Below are 15,863 nucleotides of genomic sequence, written 5' to 3'. Positions count from 1 at the left end.
GCGGCGCGGCTTGCGCCGCGCCGCCGTGGTTCGAAGCGACTGGAAGACCGCGCGCTAGCCCGGCGCCCGCCCCAACACCTGCGAATCCGACGACGCCGTCGTCGACGTCTCGTCACGCCCGTGCCCATGCCCCGTCGTCGTGACCGCATTGGTGCCGCCGGGCCGACGCACCGATTTTGCGTGCCGCTCGATCAATCGCTGCAGCAAGCAGAACGCGCACAGCAGCGCGCCGATCACGATGCGCGTCCACCACGAACTGAGCGTGCCGTCGAACGTAATCAGCGTCTGGATCGTGCCCAGAATGCCGACGCCGAACAGCGAGCCGACCACATAACCGACGCCGCCCGTCAGCAGCGTGCCGCCGATCACCGTGGCCGCAATCGCATCGAGTTCCATGCCCTGCCCTTGCAGCCCATAGCCCGACAGCACGTAGAACGTGAACACCGCGCCGCCGAGCGCCGAACAGAAGCCGCTCAGCGCATACACGCCGACCCGCGTGCGCGCGACCGGCAGGCCCATCAGCAGCGCCGAGCGCGGATTGCCGCCGACCGCATACACGTTGCGTCCGAAGCGCGTGAAATGGGCGACATAGATCGCGGCCGCGAGCGTCACGGCCGCGATCAGCACGTTCGCCGATACCGAACCGACGCCGACGCTGAGACGAAACGCGGAGATCGCCTTGAACGTCGGATCGGTGATCGTGATCGACTGCGTCGTGATCAGAAAGCACAGGCCACGCGCGAAGAACATCCCCGCCAGCGTCACGATGAACGCCTGCAGGCGGAAGTAGTGAATCAGCGCGCCCTGCACCGCGCCGAACACCGTGCCCATCAACAGCACGATCGGAATGATGAGCCACACCGACACATGCATGTGCTCGGACAGCACGGCTTCGACGATCGTCGTCAGCGCGACGATCGAGCCCACCGACAGATCGATGCCGCCCGACACGATCACGAACGTCATGCCGATCGCGACGATCAGCAGGAACGCGTTGTCGACGAGCAGATCGAGCAACACCTGCCACGCGAAGAAACCGGTGTACATCACCGAACCAAAGCCGAACAGCGCGCAGAACAGCAGGACCGTCACCGCGATCGGCAGCGTGCGCGGATCGACCACGCGGGCGAGTGCTTCGAGAACGCGCGTCATCGTGCCACCCCGCGCGATTTGACGAGCGACGCGCCGAACGACACCGCGAGCGCGCGTGCCGCCGGCGACTGGATTACGCTGACCGCGAGCACGACGGCCGCCTTCACGACGAGCGTCGCTTCCGGCGGCACGCCGATCGAATACGTGGTGTACGTGAGCGTCTGGATGATCAGCGCGCCGAGCACCGTGCCCGCGAAACTGAAGCGGCCGCCGAGCAGCGACGTGCCGCCGAGCGTCACGGCGAGAATCGCGTCGAGTTCGAGCAGCAAGCCCGCGTTGTTGCCGTCCGCGCTACGCACGTTCGAGCTGATCAGGATGCCGGCCAGCGCCGCGGTCAAGCCCGAGAAGCCGTACACCGCGAACACGATCGCCTTCGAGCGCAAGCCGACGAGCCGCGTCGCAACCGGGTTCACGCCGATCGCGCGAATGAACAGGCCGAGCGCCGTGCCCTCCACCAGGGCGGCCGTCGCCAGCACGGCTACGGTCGCGATCCATACCGAGCACGGCACGCCGAGCCAGTAGCCGCCACCGACGAACAGATAGCCGGGCGCGCCGATCGGGATGATCTGCCCGGCGGTCAGCAGTTGCGCGATGCCACGGCCCGCGACCATCAGAATCAGCGTCGCGATGATCGGCTGCATGCCGACGAACGCGACGAGCAGCCCGTTCCACATGCCGCTCAGGATGCCGACGACGAGCGCGGCCAGCAGCGCCTGCGCGATCAGCGCACCGCTCGGCACGGCCTGGGTCGCGAGTATCGTCGCGGCCGCGGCGCCCGCGATCGCGACCACCGCGCCGACCGAAATATCGATGCCGCGTGTCGCAATCACGAGCGTCATGCCGATCGCGACCAGCACGAGCGGCGCCGCGCGATTCAGGATGTCGATCGGCGCGCCGAACAGGTGGCCGTCGAGCGTGCGCAGCGCGAGAAAATGCGGATTGGCCAGCAGGTTCAGTCCGCCCAGCAACACGAGCGTCACGCATGGCCACAGCAGCGGACGCTCCACCCCGTCGCGCGCGAACCAGTTCGATAGCTTCATTCGCCGCTCCCTGCGATGAGTCGGTAGATGTTGTCCTCGTTCGATGCCTTACCGGCCACCTCGGCGATCTTGCGGCGATCGCGCAGCACCGCGACGCGATGGCTCACGCGCAGCACCTCGCTGATCTCCGACGAGATGAACAGGATGGACAGGCCGTTCGCGCACAGCGCGAGCAGCCGGTCCATGATGTCGAACTTCGCGGCGACGTCGATGCCGCGGGTCGGCTCGTCGAGGATCAGCAGTTTGGGATCGGTTGCGAGCCAGCGCGCGAGCAGCGCCTTCTGCTGGTTGCCGCCGGACAGCAGCGCGATCGGCTGCTCGGCGTCGGACGCCTTGATGCCGAGCCGCTCGATCCACATATCGGCGAGCTCGCGCGCGCGTTGCCGGCTGATCTTGCGCCACCAGCCGCGCCGCGCCTGCAACGCGAGCATGATGTTTTCGCGGATCGACAGTTCGGCGACGATGCCTTCCTTCTTGCGGTCTTCCGCGCAATAGCCGATGCCGTGGCGCACCGCGTCGTGCGGCGTGCGCAGCCGCACGGCGCGCCCTTCGACGAGGATCGTGCCGCTGTCCGCGCGATCCGCGCCGAACAGAAGCCGCGCGGTTTCGGTGCGGCCCGAGCCGAGCAGACCCGCGAGGCCGAGAATCTTGCCGGCCTGCATCTCGAGATCGATCGGCTGCAAGGTGCCGCGACGGCCGACGCCGCGCAGCTCGATGAACGGCTGCGTGGCCGTTGCTTCCGTGTGCTCTTGCGCGACCTCCTGATCGTCGGCGGCCTGTCCGTCGTGCGCCGCTTCGCGCAGACGCGCGCTCATGCGCTCGTGGCCGACCATCTTCGCGACCAGCTGATCCGCGGACAGATCGCGCGCGAGATATTCGCCTTCGCGCTCGCCGTTGCGCATCACCGTGATGCGATCGGAGATCGCATAAGTCTGCTCGATGAAATGCGTGACGAACAGGATCGCAATGCCCGATCGCTTGAGATGTCGAAGTATTTTGAATAGCTGCGCGACTTCGCTGTCGTCGAGGCTCGAAGTCGGTTCGTCGAGAATCAGCACGCGCGCATCGACGGACAACGCTCGCGCGATCGCGACCATCTGCTGCACGGCGATCGGATAGGCGTCGAGCGAGCGCGTGACGTCGAGCGACACGTCGAGGCGCGCGAGCGCTTCCTGCGCGCGCCGCTTGATGTCGGGCCAGTCGATCGCGCCGAAGCGGCGCGGCTGCCGGCCCGCGAAGATGTTCTCCGCCACCGACAGATTCGGGCACAGGTTCACTTCCTGGTACAGCGTGCGCACGCCGGCCGCCTCGGCTTCCTGCGGCGACGCGAACGCGACCACCTCGCCGCCGAGGCGGATCGTGCCGGCATCGGGTGCGAGCACGCCGGTGAGCACGTTGATCAAGGTGGATTTGCCGGCGCCGTTCTGGCCCATCAGCGTATGGACCTCGCCGGGAAACAGGCGGAAGTCGACGTGTTGCAACGCCTTCACGCCCGGAAATGTCTTGCTGACGCCGGAGGTCGCCAGAATCGGTTCGCGCGCGCTCATGTCATTCTGTTGGCTTGGCGCGCCCGGCGGCGTGCCGCGCCGCGGCTGGTCCGGCTGATTCGGTTCGGTAGCGGAATGGGTCATGGACCTCGCTCGATCGGCTATGCATGGTTCGGCAGGCCCCAGTGACATGCTCCGGCGGGCGCATGCTCCTGAAAAGAGACCGCCCGCTGCAGAAGAAAGCAGCCCGGGCGGTCAGGCACCACTGGAGAAACCTGTTCGATGTGTCCGTACTGCACATCTCCTTCGCGCCGTGAGCCCGTTGGCCCCGGCACCTGAACACCGCACACGCCGCGGCGCTCGCGCGAGCGCTGCCGCGGCGACGTTGCGCGCCGCGTCAGTACTTACGCGACGGCAGAGTTTGCGCGGCCACGCTCATCGGGAAGACAGTCTCCTGAGTCAGGATGCGCTTCGGCAGCGGCTTGCCAGCCACCACGTCTTTCACCGCCGACATCAGCTGCGGTCCGAGCAGCGGGCTGCACTCGACGTCGACGTTCATCTTGCCGGCGGCCATCGCCTGGAAGCCGCCCTTGGTTGCGTCGAACGAAACCACCACGACGTCCTTGCCCGGATGCATGCCGGCTTCTTCCATCGCCTGGATCGCGCCGAGCGCCATGTCGTCGTTATGAGCATAGACGACGTTGATCTTGTTGCCGTAGGTCTTGATGAACGCTTCCATCACCTGCTTGCCGCCGGCGAGCGTGAAGTCGCCGCTTTGCGACGCGATGATCTTGAACTTCGGATCGCTCTTGATCACTTCGATCAGACCCGCGTGGCGGTCGTTGGCCGGCGCGGAGCCGACCGTGCCTTGCAGCTCGGCGATGTTGACCGGACCTTTATCGTCCTTGTAGTGATCCGCGAGCCAGTGGCCGCCGCGCCGTCCTTCTTCGAGGAAGTCCGAGCCGATCATCGTCACGTACAGCGACGTGTCCTTCACGTCGATGTTGCGGTCGGTCAGGATCACCGGAATCTTCGCGGCCTTGGCTTCGAGCAGCACCGGTTCCCAGCCCGATTCGACGACCGGCGAGAACGCGATCACGTCGACCTTCTGCGCGATATACGAGCGGATCGCCTTGATCTGGTTTTCCTGCTTCTGCTGCGCGTCGGAGAATTTGAGGTTGATGCCGGCCTCCGTCGCCGCCGACTTCACCGATTCGGTATTCGCGGTGCGCCATGCGCTTTCCGCACCGACCTGCGCAAAACCGAGCGTAATTTTCTTGTCCTCGGCATGCGCGCCGGGCGTGGCCAGCGTCAGCGCTCCGAGACTCGCGCAAAGCGCAAGCGCGCCCAGAGCGCGACACGCGGCACGTCGTGTATTCGCCATGACAGTCTCCAATCGTTGTTGTGTAGACGACCCAGCGGTCTGCCCGGCCCTCGTGGCCCTCACGGCGCATGGATCGTGATGTAGCGTACTGTGCGAGGCGTTAACCGTCCAATCATATGATTCGCGCCCTCGATATCAGTTTTGGTATGGCGCGCCGATCAGAGCATTGCCGCTCGCTGCCTCAGGTCGGCGTCATTCTCGGAGTGACCCAGCGAAACGTCAGATTGATGCGCTCGCCGCTCACGCGCGGCTCCTTCGGCACCCGATGACGCCACTGCGCCTGGGTGTCGCCTTTCATCACGAGCAGGCTGCCGCCCTTCAGCGAGAACGATTGCACGACGCCGCTGCGGTTGTGCTGCAGATCGAACCTGCGCGCGACGCCGAGGCTCACCGACGCGATCACCGGTTGCTTGCCGAGTTCGGGCTCGCGGTCCGCGTGCCAGCCCATGCTGTCGGCGCCACTGCGGTAACGATTCAGCAGCACGCTGTTAAAACGCGCGCCGCTGGTCGCCTCGACGGCCGCCTTCAGTTCGGCGACGGCGGGCGTCCATGCTTGCGGCACGTTGCGGATGCCCGAGTACACGTACACCGCGTCCGGCTCGCCCTGCCAGGCGGTCAGACGCGGCAGTGCAACACGGCCGGCGGGGGTGCCCATCATGTCCTGGCGCCATTGCACTTCGTCGATCAGTCGGGCCAGCAGGCGTTCGGCGTCGGCCGCTGCGAGCCAGTCTGGATACCAGTCGACGTCGGGCGTCGGCAGGTCGTTGAATAAATCGGTGCTCATCGGAATGTCTGGATGCAAGCGGACGAGTCAAAACCCTGACTATTATGGCGACACCGGCTCACCCGCTGATTCACGCGCGTTGCTCTTTCATTCGACGCGGCTCTGCGCGTGCCCTCTGTTCTTTCGCACGGACCACTTCCATGACACTTTCGGATCAGGCGCTCGCGCAGCTCTTTCGCGACGCGCGTACGCACAATGGCTGGCAGAACAAGCCGATCGACGACGCCGTGCTGCGCGAGCTGATGGAGCTCGTACTGCTCGGCCCGACCTCGGCCAATTCGAGTCCGGGCCGCTTCGTGTTCGTCAGGACGCCGGAGGGCAAGGAGAAACTGCGCCCGGCGTTGTCGGCTGGCAATCTCGAGAAAACGATGGCCGCGCCCGTCACGGTGATCGTCGCCATGGACATGGCCTTCTACGAGTATCTGCCGAAACTGTTTCCCCATGCGGATGCGCGCAGCTGGTTCGTCGGCAACGAGCGGTTGATCGCGGACACGGCGTTCCGCAATTCGACGCTGCAAGGCGGGTATCTGATTCTCGCGGCGCGTGCGCTCGGTCTCGACACTGGGCCGATGTCGGGCTTCGATCAGGCCAAGGTCGACGAAGCGTTTTTTGCGGGCACGACGCTGAAGTCGAACTTCCTGATCAATCTTGGCCACGGCGATCCGTCAAAGCTGTTTGCACGCAGCCCGCGTTTTTCGTTCGACGAAGCGGCGCGCATAGTGTGACGGGGCGTTGATGATGGATGGCGCTGCGGGTGCGCGCCACGCGCTGGATCGGATCGCGTCAGGTCAGCACCGCGATATAAAAGACCACCGTGCCGATCAGCGCACCGATGAAGCAGAAGCCCTCTTCGGCTTCGTCGCCATTCGAGCGCAGCCACGCGCCGACCGCACCGAACAGGCCCGCGATGCCAAGCGCGACGCACACCATCACGACGTCGAACAGCGCGCTTTTGCCGAGTTCGGAGAAATCGATGTTGCGTACGCCGACGTAAAGCGCAATCGCCATCAACGAGATACCGACGAGCGGCAGCATCACGTGGCTGCCCTCGTGCCCGACATGATGCTCATGATGAACATGATGCACGTCGTGCGCGTGATGCCACAGGTGGCCCGATTTGAGCAGCTTCATGATGTGCCTCCCCCCCGCCCGATCTTTCCCGGCGACAGAACCAGTCATGGCCGAAGCGCCCTACGCTGCCCCGGCAACAAGCTGGCTTGTTTCAAGCATACTCCACGCATGAATACAATTCAAAGCCCATTTAATTCGCTTGCATAGGCATTGAATGCGTGGCGCGCGGCCCTGTAAGTATGTGCTGAGCACGGAATGCGCCTGCCCCGGCGAACACTTTTCGTGGCGCGTCCCGGCGGCTTCGGGGCCGGCGTGTCGTGCGGTGCGGGAGCACGAATTTTGCGGCTACGGCAAGGGACCGAACATGTCGGTAGAATGATTCGCCGCGTTCGTTAACCGATCGCCGCCGCGCTGTCGCTGATGCCGGCCCTTTGGCCTCCTTCCCACCCTGATCCTCTTTATGCGACGTTCATCGTTTCTTGTCCGCATCATCCTGATTGGCATCCTGCTGCATATCTACGTCGGCTTGCGCCTGATTCCCGACATGCCGATCACCGCGGCCGGCCGCGGGCTGTGCGCGCTGTGGCTCGTGCTGTCGATCTTCCTGATCCCGGTCGGCATGATGGCGCGCGGCTTCAAGCGCCAGCCGCTCGGCGACCGGCTCGCGTGGGTGGGCCTGCTCGCGATGGGCTTCTTCTCGTCGCTGCTGGTACTGACGTTCGCGCGCGACCTCGTGCTGGCGTCGCTGCTGACGATCGACGCGATCTGGCCGAACACGCTCACGATCGCGCATTGGCGCACCGGCTCGGCGGCGGCGGTGCCGCTGCTCGCGCTGCTGTCGACGCTGATCGGCCTGTTCAACGCGCGCCGTCGCGCGCGCGTCGTCACGATCGACGTGCCGATCGACGATCTGCCCGCCGCGCTCGACGGCTTCACGATCGTGCAGATCAGTGACATCCACGTCGGCCCGACGATCAAGGGCCGCTATGTCGATGCGATCGTCGACGCGGTGAACCGGCTCAAGCCGGATCTGATCGCGGTGACGGGCGACGTCGTCGACGGCAGCGTGCCGCAGCTGAGCCGGCATACGCAGCCGCTGTCGCGGCTCGCCGCGCGGCACGGTGCGTTTCTCGTGACCGGCAATCACGAGTACTACTCCGGAGCGAACTCGTGGATCGCCGAATTCCGCCGGCTCGGCTTGCGGGTGCTGCTGAACGAACACGTGATCGTCGACCATGACGGCGCGCGCGCCGTCATCGCCGGCGTCACCGATTACTCGGCGGGTCATCACGACCCCGCGCATCGCAGCGACCCGGTCGCGGCGCTCGCCGGCGCGCCGGGCGACGTGCTGATCAGGGTGCTGCTCGCGCATCAGCCGCGTTCGGCCGAAGCGGCCGCGGCGGCCGGCTTTACGCTGCAGTTGTCGGGTCATACGCACGGCGGTCAGTTCTTTCCGTGGAATTTCTTTGTGCGCCTGCAACAGCCGTTCACGGCAGGCCTCGCGCGCCTGAACGGACTCTGGGTTTATACGAGTCGCGGTACGGGCTATTGGGGTCCGCCGAAACGACTCGGTGCGCCTTCGGAAATCACGCGCTTGAGACTCGTGCCGGGCGAACCGGATTGAACTCAACATTCGCAGTCCGGAGCAATTAATCACGGCCTGTCTACGATACGGCTGTAGCAAACCCACATGCGCACTCTCCGCCGATCGCGGCTTGACTGAACTTTACGCCGCCCTCTAAAATTCCCGCAATTCTTTTAACCGGAATCACGATCTTGGACAGTAGCAGCTGTACCAGCCGAGTATCGATTTGCCCGCTCGCCTGAGCGGCAGGATTTCCGCGTCAGGTGTCCCTGTCGCCGTCCTGCCCTCGGGCTCGATGGCGCACGTCGCTCTCATTTCATTGTCATTCGCGTACTGTCGGTGAAACAGCGTGGCTCGATGCCATGCCGATGCCGCACGCTTCCCGCCGCTGCACGCGTGTGCGCGCGTATTTCGTTCCACCCTCATGCGCTTAGCGTGCACGAGCTAGACGACCTGACGTTCCCACGCCTAGGCTTCACCCTGCGGCAGCGCGCACGCCAACCTTTCTGAACGATGACACTCGAATTCTTCCTGCGGCTTCTGACCGCTTTTGCTTGCGGCGTCGCGATTGGCCTCGAACGACAGATGCGCCAGCGCACTGCCGGCCTGCGCACGATCACGCTCGTGGCGAGCGGCGCGTGCCTGTTCGTCACGCTCGGCGTGCTGACCGGCAACGGCGTCAGCGGCGTCACGCAGATTGCCGCCTATGTGGTGTCCGGCGTCGGCTTTCTTGGCGGCGGCGTCATCATGCGCGACAAAGGCTCGATCCAGGGGATCAACACCGCGGCGACGCTGTGGTGCTCGGCGGCCGTCGGCGTGTTGAGCGGCGCGGGACATTACGGACCGGCGCTCGCGGGCACCGCGGTCGTGCTGCTGGCCAACACCGCGCTGCGTGAAGTGAGCCGGATGATCAACTCGACGCCGGTTTCAAACGCCGACCTCGTGCGCGAGTACGTGCTGACGATCGTCTGCCGCGAAGCCGACGAGATCAACATTCGCGCCGCGATTTCCAACTCGATGTACTCGGCGCCGCTGTCGTTCCAGAGCCTCACGAGCGAGGATGTCGAGGACGAACCGGCGCGCATTCGCGTGACGGCGACGCTGACGATGCATCCGAAGGATCAATCGAAGCTCGAACAGATGGCGAGCCGCCTGAGCATGGAAAAGAGCGTGTCCAGCGTCAGTTGGACCGCGCGGGAAGCGGAGCCGACGCCCGAGTGAAGCGCGGCGCGTAAGTCTCCTTTGTTCGCGCGCATCGTCTACACTTAGCTGGCAGCAGATTCAGAGAATGTTAATTCCGCGTCGTGAACGTGGACGGTCCCATAACCTTCGACTAAGCTCTGTCACCGTGATTTGTTCACACTCAACCAGGGAGTCTCGAATATGGAACACGGCATCATCGCATGGATCATCATCGGCGCGATCGCGGGCTGGCTCGCGGGTGTGCTGGTCAGGGGCGGCGGCTTCGGCCTGATCGTCGACATCATCGTCGGGATCATCGGCGCGTTCATCGGCGGGTGGCTCGCCGGCGTGCTGCATATCTCGCTTGGCGGCGGCTGGATCAGCTCGATCGTCACCGCGTTGATCGGAGCGGTCATTCTGCTGTTTATTATCCGGCTCGTGCGACGAGGGTCCTGAGTACGGCATCCGACGTCATCAAGCGCCAGCGGGTTCGAATCGCTGGCGCTTTTTTATGGCCTGTTGCTTCTGCTTTTATCGCCGCGGTTGTGGCCGCCGCAGAATCAGGCCGGCAGCATCGACCCCGTATCGCGCAGCCGCGTATGCCATGCAAACGCCTGATCGAGGCAATGCGGCGTCTGCCCTCCCCAGAGCGACGCATCGCGGTAGTAGTCGCGCAACAGCTCGCGATACCGCGGATGCACGCAATGCTCGATGATCAGCGTCGCGCGTTCGCGCGGCGCGAGGCCGCGCAGATCGGCGAGACCCTGCTCGGTGACGACGACGTCGACGTCGTGTTCGTTGTGATCGCAATGCGGCACCATCGGCACGATGCTCGAAATGCGGCCGTCCTTCGCGGTCGACTTGCTCGCGAACACCGCGCACGACGCATTGCGCGCAAAGTCGCCCGAGCCGCCGATGCCGTTCATCATATGCGTGCCGCCGACATGCGTCGAATTGACGTTGCCGTAGATATCGAATTCGAGCGCGGTATTGAGCGCGATCAGACCGAGCCGCCGAATCACCTCGGGATGGTTGCTGACTTCCTGCGGACGCAGCACGAGCCGGTCGCGATAGCGCTCGATATCGCCAAATACCTGCGCCTGCCGCGCGGCCGACAACGTGATCGACGCACCGGACGCGAACGCGACCTTACCAGCGTCCATCAGATCGAACGTCGAATCCTGCAGGACTTCCGAATAAATTTCGAACACCTCGAAAGGCGAATCGACGAATCCTGCCAACACCGCGTTGGCGATCGTACCGATGCCCGCCTGCAGCGGCGGCAACTGCTTCGGCATGCGGCCACGCGTGACTTCATGCTGGAAAAATTCGATCAAATAACCGGCGATCAACGCGGTTTCCCGATCCGCGGGCAAGACCGTGGACGGGCTGTCGGCCATGTCCGTCATCACGATCGCCGCGATTTTCTCGGGCGCAATCTCGATAGCGGGTGTGCCGACGCGATCCTGCGCGCGCACGATCGGCAGCGGCTCACGATGCGGCCGGCGCCCCGGGATCCAGATGTCGTGCAAGCCTTCGAGCCCGAGCGGCTGCGCAAGATTGATCTCGACGATGACCTTGTCCGCGAGAATCGCGAAGCTCGCCGAATTGCCGACCGACGTCGTCGGCACGATACCGCCGCTCTCCGTGATCGCGGCGGCTTCGATGATCGCGACATCGAGCTTGCCGAGCTGGTTCGCGCGCAGCATCTCGACGGTCTCGGACAGATGCTGATCGACGAACATCACTTCGCCGCGATTGATGGCGTCGCGCAGCGTCTTGTCTACCTGAAACGGCAGACGGCGCGCGAGCACCCGCGCTTCGGTCAGCATGCGGTCAACGTCATGACCGAGCGAGGCGCCTGTCATCAACGTGATGCGCAGCGGCTCGCCCAGCCGGCGCGCACGCTCGGCGAGCGCGACCGGCACGGCCTTCGCGTCGCCCGCGCGCGTGAAGCCGCTTGCGCCAACCCGCATGCCGTCGTGAATCAGAAGCGCCGCGTCGGCGGCCGTGGTGATTTTTCCGCGTAGCGCGGCGCAGCGAATTCGGTCTTCGTACATGAAAGGGAGTCTCTCCATAGTCGCCAGCTCCGTCTACCGGTGTGCACGTCTGCGGTGTGCTTCGCTCAATAGGCGGTTGCCGCACCCGCCGCGGCGTCTCGATCGGACGGCGTCGCGAGCAGGTGTTGGGTCGCGCGATAGGATCCGCGACAGGTGTTGCGCGTGAGGCAGCCGGACTTAGCTGCCGAAGTAGATGTTGCAGAAGCTCATCGGACCGACACATTCATCAGCTTTCGCTTTCGGCGCTTCCACATGCTTGCGCGGGGCAACCTTATCGGTGCGCTGGCCATCCGCTTGCGCAACCTGCTGCTCCGGCGCGGCCGGCGCCGTCTGTGCATACGCGGCGGCAGCGGTGGACAAAGAACAGGCAATCAGGACCATCTTCAACACTTTCATCTCGTTCTCCAGGACTTACGACTACTGCGACGAATACTGCGAGGCAGTGACGAAACTATATGACCGCCACCTACGCGAATAAACGGGGCCGCCCGGAAGGGATCTTTCCATCTGGCAGAAAGATCCACGCAGCATTGCTCAGCGACGATTGAAGGGCGCGTCCTTGTCGAGCAACGCGCTGCGAATGAAGTGCAGACAGCTCAAGATACGTTGCAGATCGTGATGCCGGGTGCGCTCGGGGTGCACTGCCTGCAGCATGTCTTGCGCGAGCCAGGTGGCCGAGCGCACGGCGACGAGTGCGCGTTCGAGCGAACGTGGACCTGGGCGTTCGAAGAGCCGGGCAAGATCGTCGCACGTGTGTTCGATCACGCTGCGCCAACGCGGCTGAAGGGGGTCGGCATAATCGGCGCGTGCGGCTTCGTTGCGCAGATCGATGACGGCGTGACCTACTTCGATCGTCGCGAGCATCCAGCGAAGTGCGTCGCGCCGTCGTCGTGAACGGTGCGTCAACAGCACGCGCAGTTGCGAAGTCAGATCATGCGTGCCCGACTGGAATCGTTGGTTCAGACCCGGCAGCGCGTCCTTGCATGCCGACACCGTTTGCGCTCGCAGGTCGCCCATGATCCGGTCGATGAGCCAGCGCATATCGGCGGGAAAGACCACCGCGAAAACAACCGCTGCGAGCAGCATCGACGCGGTGAGCGCGATGCCGTTGTTGATCAGCAGATCGGGCACGTAGCTGACGACGTTGTCCGGCCCGGCCAGCAGACAGAAGAACACCGAAAAGCCGATGCCAAGCCCAGCCGCGCCGCGGCGCGATGAATGCGCCGAGCGCGAGCACCGGCGCGAGTAGCGCGCAAAGCAGCGGGAAACCATCGAGGATGCGTGCGCGCGTCTGCATGCGCTGAATCAGTTGCTCAAACGGTTGCGCGCCAGCCGCGCTGTGTCGCCATGAATTCGCTATTCAGACGCGCCAGATGCGCACTGCGCGAGCGCATCGCCGGATCTTCGAATGCGACGAACGTGCGGGTTGCTTCGAAGCCAGCGATTTCGTCGACGAAATCCGCGAAACGTCGTTCGAACTGATTGCGCTCGAGCCCGCGTGCGAGCACGTCGACAGCATACGCAGTAAAATTCGCGTACCTGATCTGAAGGTTACGTCGCAGCGCAAGGATCGAGCGCTGGGGTAGCAGCAACGCGCTGACCGCGCTCGAACACACGATGCCGAGCGCCACTTCGGCGGCACGCGTGAGTGCGGCGAGGAACAGTCCCTGAGGCGTCGTCACGTTTGGAATGCCGATCAGCGCGGCGGTGTAACCCGCGAGCACAAAACCGTACCATCTGAAATGCCGATACCTGACCGCCGCAGCAATACAGGCGCTCACCCACACGATCATGCCGAGCATGTACAGTTCGGGCTGCTGAACGAACAGCCCGCCGAGCACGAGCGCGGCCACGGTCCCTACTGCCGTTCCGAGAATCCGGTAGAAGCTCTTCGCGAGCACCATGCCGCTGAACGGTTGCATCAACACAAAGACAGTGGTCATCGCAATGCGCGGCTGCGGCAGATCGAGCAGCATCGCGATGCCCAGCGCCAGCAGACCGGCGGTGACCGTCTTCAGCAGATGCAGCCAGCTCAGACCGTCGCTGCTGGCCCAGTCGCGCACGGCGCGATTGAGTTTGGCTCGGCTGAGGCGTCGCCGCATGACGCCGCGCGGACCGAAGAAATCCGCCGACGGTTCGATCGCATGATCGGGTTTCATCTGAAAACAGTGCACCCTACGTGGTCGCTGAGAGAGCCTCCGGACAGAATGGCCGACACCGGCAGGCGAGGCGCCGATTGTAGGAGTCCGCGATGTGTACATTAAGCCGATGGGTGCAGAACATCTGTTCCAGAACGGACAACAATAGTGTTCTGAGACTGACGGAAAATATGACCTTGATCATGAAACAGAAGGTTTGATGGACACGCTACAAAATATGCGAGTGTTTGTGCGCGTGGTTGAAGCCGGTAGCTTCACCGCGGCTGCGCAATCGCTCAATTCAACGACCGGCGCGATGTCTCGCGCGGTCTCGGAGCTTGAAGCACATCTGCGCACGCGCCTGCTGAATCGCTCGACGCGTCGGCTTGCGCTGACCACCGCCGGCGAGCGCTATCTGAAACGATCGCAGCAGATCCTCGCGGATGTCGATGTTGCGGAAGAAGAAGCCAGTTGCGCACACGAGCGACCAACCGGCGCACTGCGCATGCATAGCTTTGCGAGCATCGGCCAGCACTACGTCCTGCCAGCCATTTCGCGTTACCGCGAGCTTTATCCTGATGTGACCGTCGAGTTGACGCTATCGCAGCGCATGCCCGATCTGTTCGAGGGCAGCGCCGACGTGGCCGTGATCGGCGCATCGACGCTGCCGAATTCGGACCTCGTATCGTTTCCGCTGGGGACGACGTTCAGCATCCTGTGCGCATCGCCGGCCTACGCGCGGGCGCACGGCGCGCCGCAAGAACCGGCTGACCTTGCGCATCACGAATGTCTGATCCTGCATACGCCGGCGTTCCCGCCACATGAATGGACGCTCGACGGCCCGAACGGCAGTGAGTTGATGGAAGTCGACGGCCCCGTGCATGTGAACATCGCCGAATCATTGATCGTGGCGATCCGCGAAGGCATGGGTATCGGCATGGTGCCGCTCTACGCGGCCATTTCCGGGTTGCGCGATGGCACGCTGGTGCGCGTGTTGCCGGAATATACGCTGCAAAAGACGACTGTTTATGCGCTCTATCCGTCGCGCAAATTCATCGATGCAAAGACGCGCACGTGGGTCGAATTCTTGCGCTTGCATCTGCCGAAGGTGATTGCGCGCGACGAAGCATTGCTTGCTGAGGTCGGGCAACCGGGGGGCGGAGATGACCCAGTGCAGCTGGTTGGAGTTGCCCCTGCAACTCAGGACACGCGGACACCGTTAGGTCAATGAAGTCGCGGCAGCACGCCTGAACTCATGCGGCGAGCGGTATTCCAGGGCTTTGTGCGGATGGCGCTCATTGTAGTGTTCAAATGCAACAGCCAGACTCGAGAGCGCCGCTGGCGCGCCAGGCTCGTCCATACAGGCGACGTAATTGTCGCTTCATGATCTTCACGAACGATTCGACCATGCCATTGCTCTGCGGAGAACGTGCCGGCGTTGTCAATGGCTCCAGGGCCAATTCGCGAGCGAAGCTGCGAGTGCGGTGGTCGACATAAGTCGAGCCGTTGTCCGTCAACCATTCGATGGACGGCGCGACCTGCCCGGTGCCGAATTGCTGCGCGACGGCGGCCAGCATCGCGTTGCGCACTACATCACCGCTATGCCCGCCGGTCCCCGCCGCCCAGCCAATCGCCTCTCCGATCGCAGCAGTCGAGTGCGAACGTTACGCGCAACGGCGTGCCATCGTCGCACCGGAACATCTGTGTTGCGATCAGCCTGCGCCACCCAGTTGTAGATGGTCTGTGCAGTCGGCTCGAACTCCTTTTCCAGTTCCTCCCGCCTGCGTCCGGCCTTCAGCAGCCCGACCATTTGCGCCCGAAATTCCGCCGGGTACGGGGTAAGCACCTCGCGACGGCCGTCCGCAACGCGGCGCCCGCGTGAGGCATGATCGGGAATCGGGTTACGTGTCAGCAGACGCCGATGGGCCAGACTGCCGAGGCAGCTTCGTGGCCACGTTCCAGGGCAACAGTTCGTCGATG

Annotated in this window: 13 protein-coding genes and 2 pseudogenes; 5 read left to right on the top strand and 10 right to left on the bottom strand. The window is 64.1% G+C overall.

Going from position 1 to position 15,863, the window contains the following annotated elements:
- Positions 1-54: 54 nt before the first annotated feature.
- The 5 genes from yjfF to HWY30_RS09810 form a co-directional block, all read right to left on the bottom strand.
- Complete coding sequence (gene yjfF, locus HWY30_RS09830; protein ID WP_018420772.1) at positions 55-1,152, bottom strand: galactofuranose ABC transporter, permease protein YjfF; 1,098 nt, start codon at positions 1,150-1,152, stop codon at positions 55-57.
- Entirely contained in the window at positions 1,149-2,192 is a 1,044-nt protein-coding gene (locus HWY30_RS09825) for an ABC transporter permease (protein ID WP_090806172.1), read from the bottom strand. The genes yjfF and HWY30_RS09825 overlap by 4 nt, the downstream gene beginning before the upstream one ends.
- Positions 2,189-3,823, bottom strand: a complete 1,635-nt coding sequence (locus HWY30_RS09820) for a sugar ABC transporter ATP-binding protein (protein WP_090806174.1) — start codon at positions 3,821-3,823, stop codon at positions 2,189-2,191. Before HWY30_RS09820 ends, HWY30_RS09825 begins: the two co-directional genes overlap by 4 nt.
- Before the next feature lie 253 nt (positions 3,824-4,076).
- Entirely contained in the window at positions 4,077-5,063 is a 987-nt protein-coding gene (locus tag HWY30_RS09815) for an ABC transporter substrate-binding protein (RefSeq protein ID WP_090806177.1), read from the bottom strand.
- A gap of 181 nt (positions 5,064-5,244) precedes the next feature.
- Positions 5,245-5,847 carry an alpha-ketoglutarate-dependent dioxygenase AlkB family protein gene (locus HWY30_RS09810; protein WP_090806179.1) on the bottom strand — a complete coding sequence of 201 codons (603 nt, stop codon included), beginning with the start codon at positions 5,845-5,847 and terminating at the stop codon, positions 5,245-5,247.
- Between the two features lie 140 nt (positions 5,848-5,987).
- Between HWY30_RS09810 and HWY30_RS09805 the strand changes: the two genes are divergently transcribed.
- Positions 5,988-6,572 (top strand): malonic semialdehyde reductase, encoded by a 585-nt coding sequence (locus tag HWY30_RS09805; protein ID WP_090806181.1) that lies wholly within the window; start codon positions 5,988-5,990, stop codon positions 6,570-6,572.
- 58 nt (positions 6,573-6,630) lie between these two features.
- Here the strand turns inward: HWY30_RS09805 and HWY30_RS09800 are convergent, their stop codons facing one another.
- The gene (locus tag HWY30_RS09800; RefSeq protein WP_090806184.1) at positions 6,631-6,978 is read right to left on the bottom strand and encodes a hypothetical protein; all 348 of its coding nucleotides are present in this window, start codon (positions 6,976-6,978) and stop codon (positions 6,631-6,633) included.
- Positions 6,979-7,378: 400 nt separating this feature from the next.
- Between HWY30_RS09800 and HWY30_RS09795 the strand changes: the two genes are divergently transcribed.
- From HWY30_RS09795 to HWY30_RS09785, 3 genes are all read left to right on the top strand, one after another.
- Positions 7,379-8,542, top strand: coding sequence for a metallophosphoesterase (locus HWY30_RS09795; protein WP_090806186.1), 1,164 nt, complete (start codon positions 7,379-7,381; stop codon positions 8,540-8,542).
- A gap of 474 nt (positions 8,543-9,016) precedes the next feature.
- Entirely contained in the window at positions 9,017-9,724 is a 708-nt protein-coding gene (locus HWY30_RS09790; RefSeq protein ID WP_090806188.1) for an MgtC/SapB family protein, read from the top strand.
- Between the two features lie 162 nt (positions 9,725-9,886).
- Positions 9,887-10,141, top strand: a complete 255-nt coding sequence (locus tag HWY30_RS09785; RefSeq protein WP_090806189.1) for a GlsB/YeaQ/YmgE family stress response membrane protein — start codon at positions 9,887-9,889, stop codon at positions 10,139-10,141.
- A 104-nt stretch (positions 10,142-10,245) separates the two neighbouring features.
- Here HWY30_RS09785 and HWY30_RS09780 read toward each other — a convergent pair whose 3' ends face one another.
- The 3 genes and pseudogenes from HWY30_RS09780 to HWY30_RS41540 form a co-directional block, all read right to left on the bottom strand.
- The gene (locus tag HWY30_RS09780) at positions 10,246-11,745 is read right to left on the bottom strand and encodes an acetyl-CoA hydrolase/transferase family protein (protein WP_176078878.1); all 1,500 of its coding nucleotides are present in this window, start codon (positions 11,743-11,745) and stop codon (positions 10,246-10,248) included.
- Positions 11,746-11,922: 177 nt separating this feature from the next.
- Entirely contained in the window at positions 11,923-12,141 is a 219-nt protein-coding gene (locus HWY30_RS09775; protein ID WP_090806192.1) for a hypothetical protein, read from the bottom strand.
- Positions 12,142-12,279: 138 nt separating this feature from the next.
- Positions 12,280-13,904: pseudogene (locus HWY30_RS41540) on the bottom strand (FUSC family protein).
- 199 nt (positions 13,905-14,103) lie between these two features.
- Here HWY30_RS41540 and HWY30_RS09765 point away from each other — a divergent pair.
- Positions 14,104-15,114, top strand: a complete 1,011-nt coding sequence (locus HWY30_RS09765; RefSeq protein ID WP_090806194.1) for a LysR family transcriptional regulator — start codon at positions 14,104-14,106, stop codon at positions 15,112-15,114.
- Here HWY30_RS09765 and HWY30_RS09760 read toward each other — a convergent pair.
- Positions 15,103-15,581 (bottom strand): annotated as a pseudogene (locus tag HWY30_RS09760) (integrase core domain-containing protein); the annotation flags it as partial. The gene HWY30_RS09765 and the pseudogene HWY30_RS09760 sit on opposite strands and share 12 nt — an antisense overlap.
- Positions 15,582-15,863 lie beyond the last annotated feature (282 nt).

The sequence above is a fragment of the Paraburkholderia tuberum STM678 genome (assembly GCF_902833905.1).
Classification (GTDB): domain Bacteria; phylum Pseudomonadota; class Gammaproteobacteria; order Burkholderiales; family Burkholderiaceae; genus Paraburkholderia; species Paraburkholderia tuberum.
This window is presented reverse-complemented; position numbering and strand designations above follow the sequence as displayed.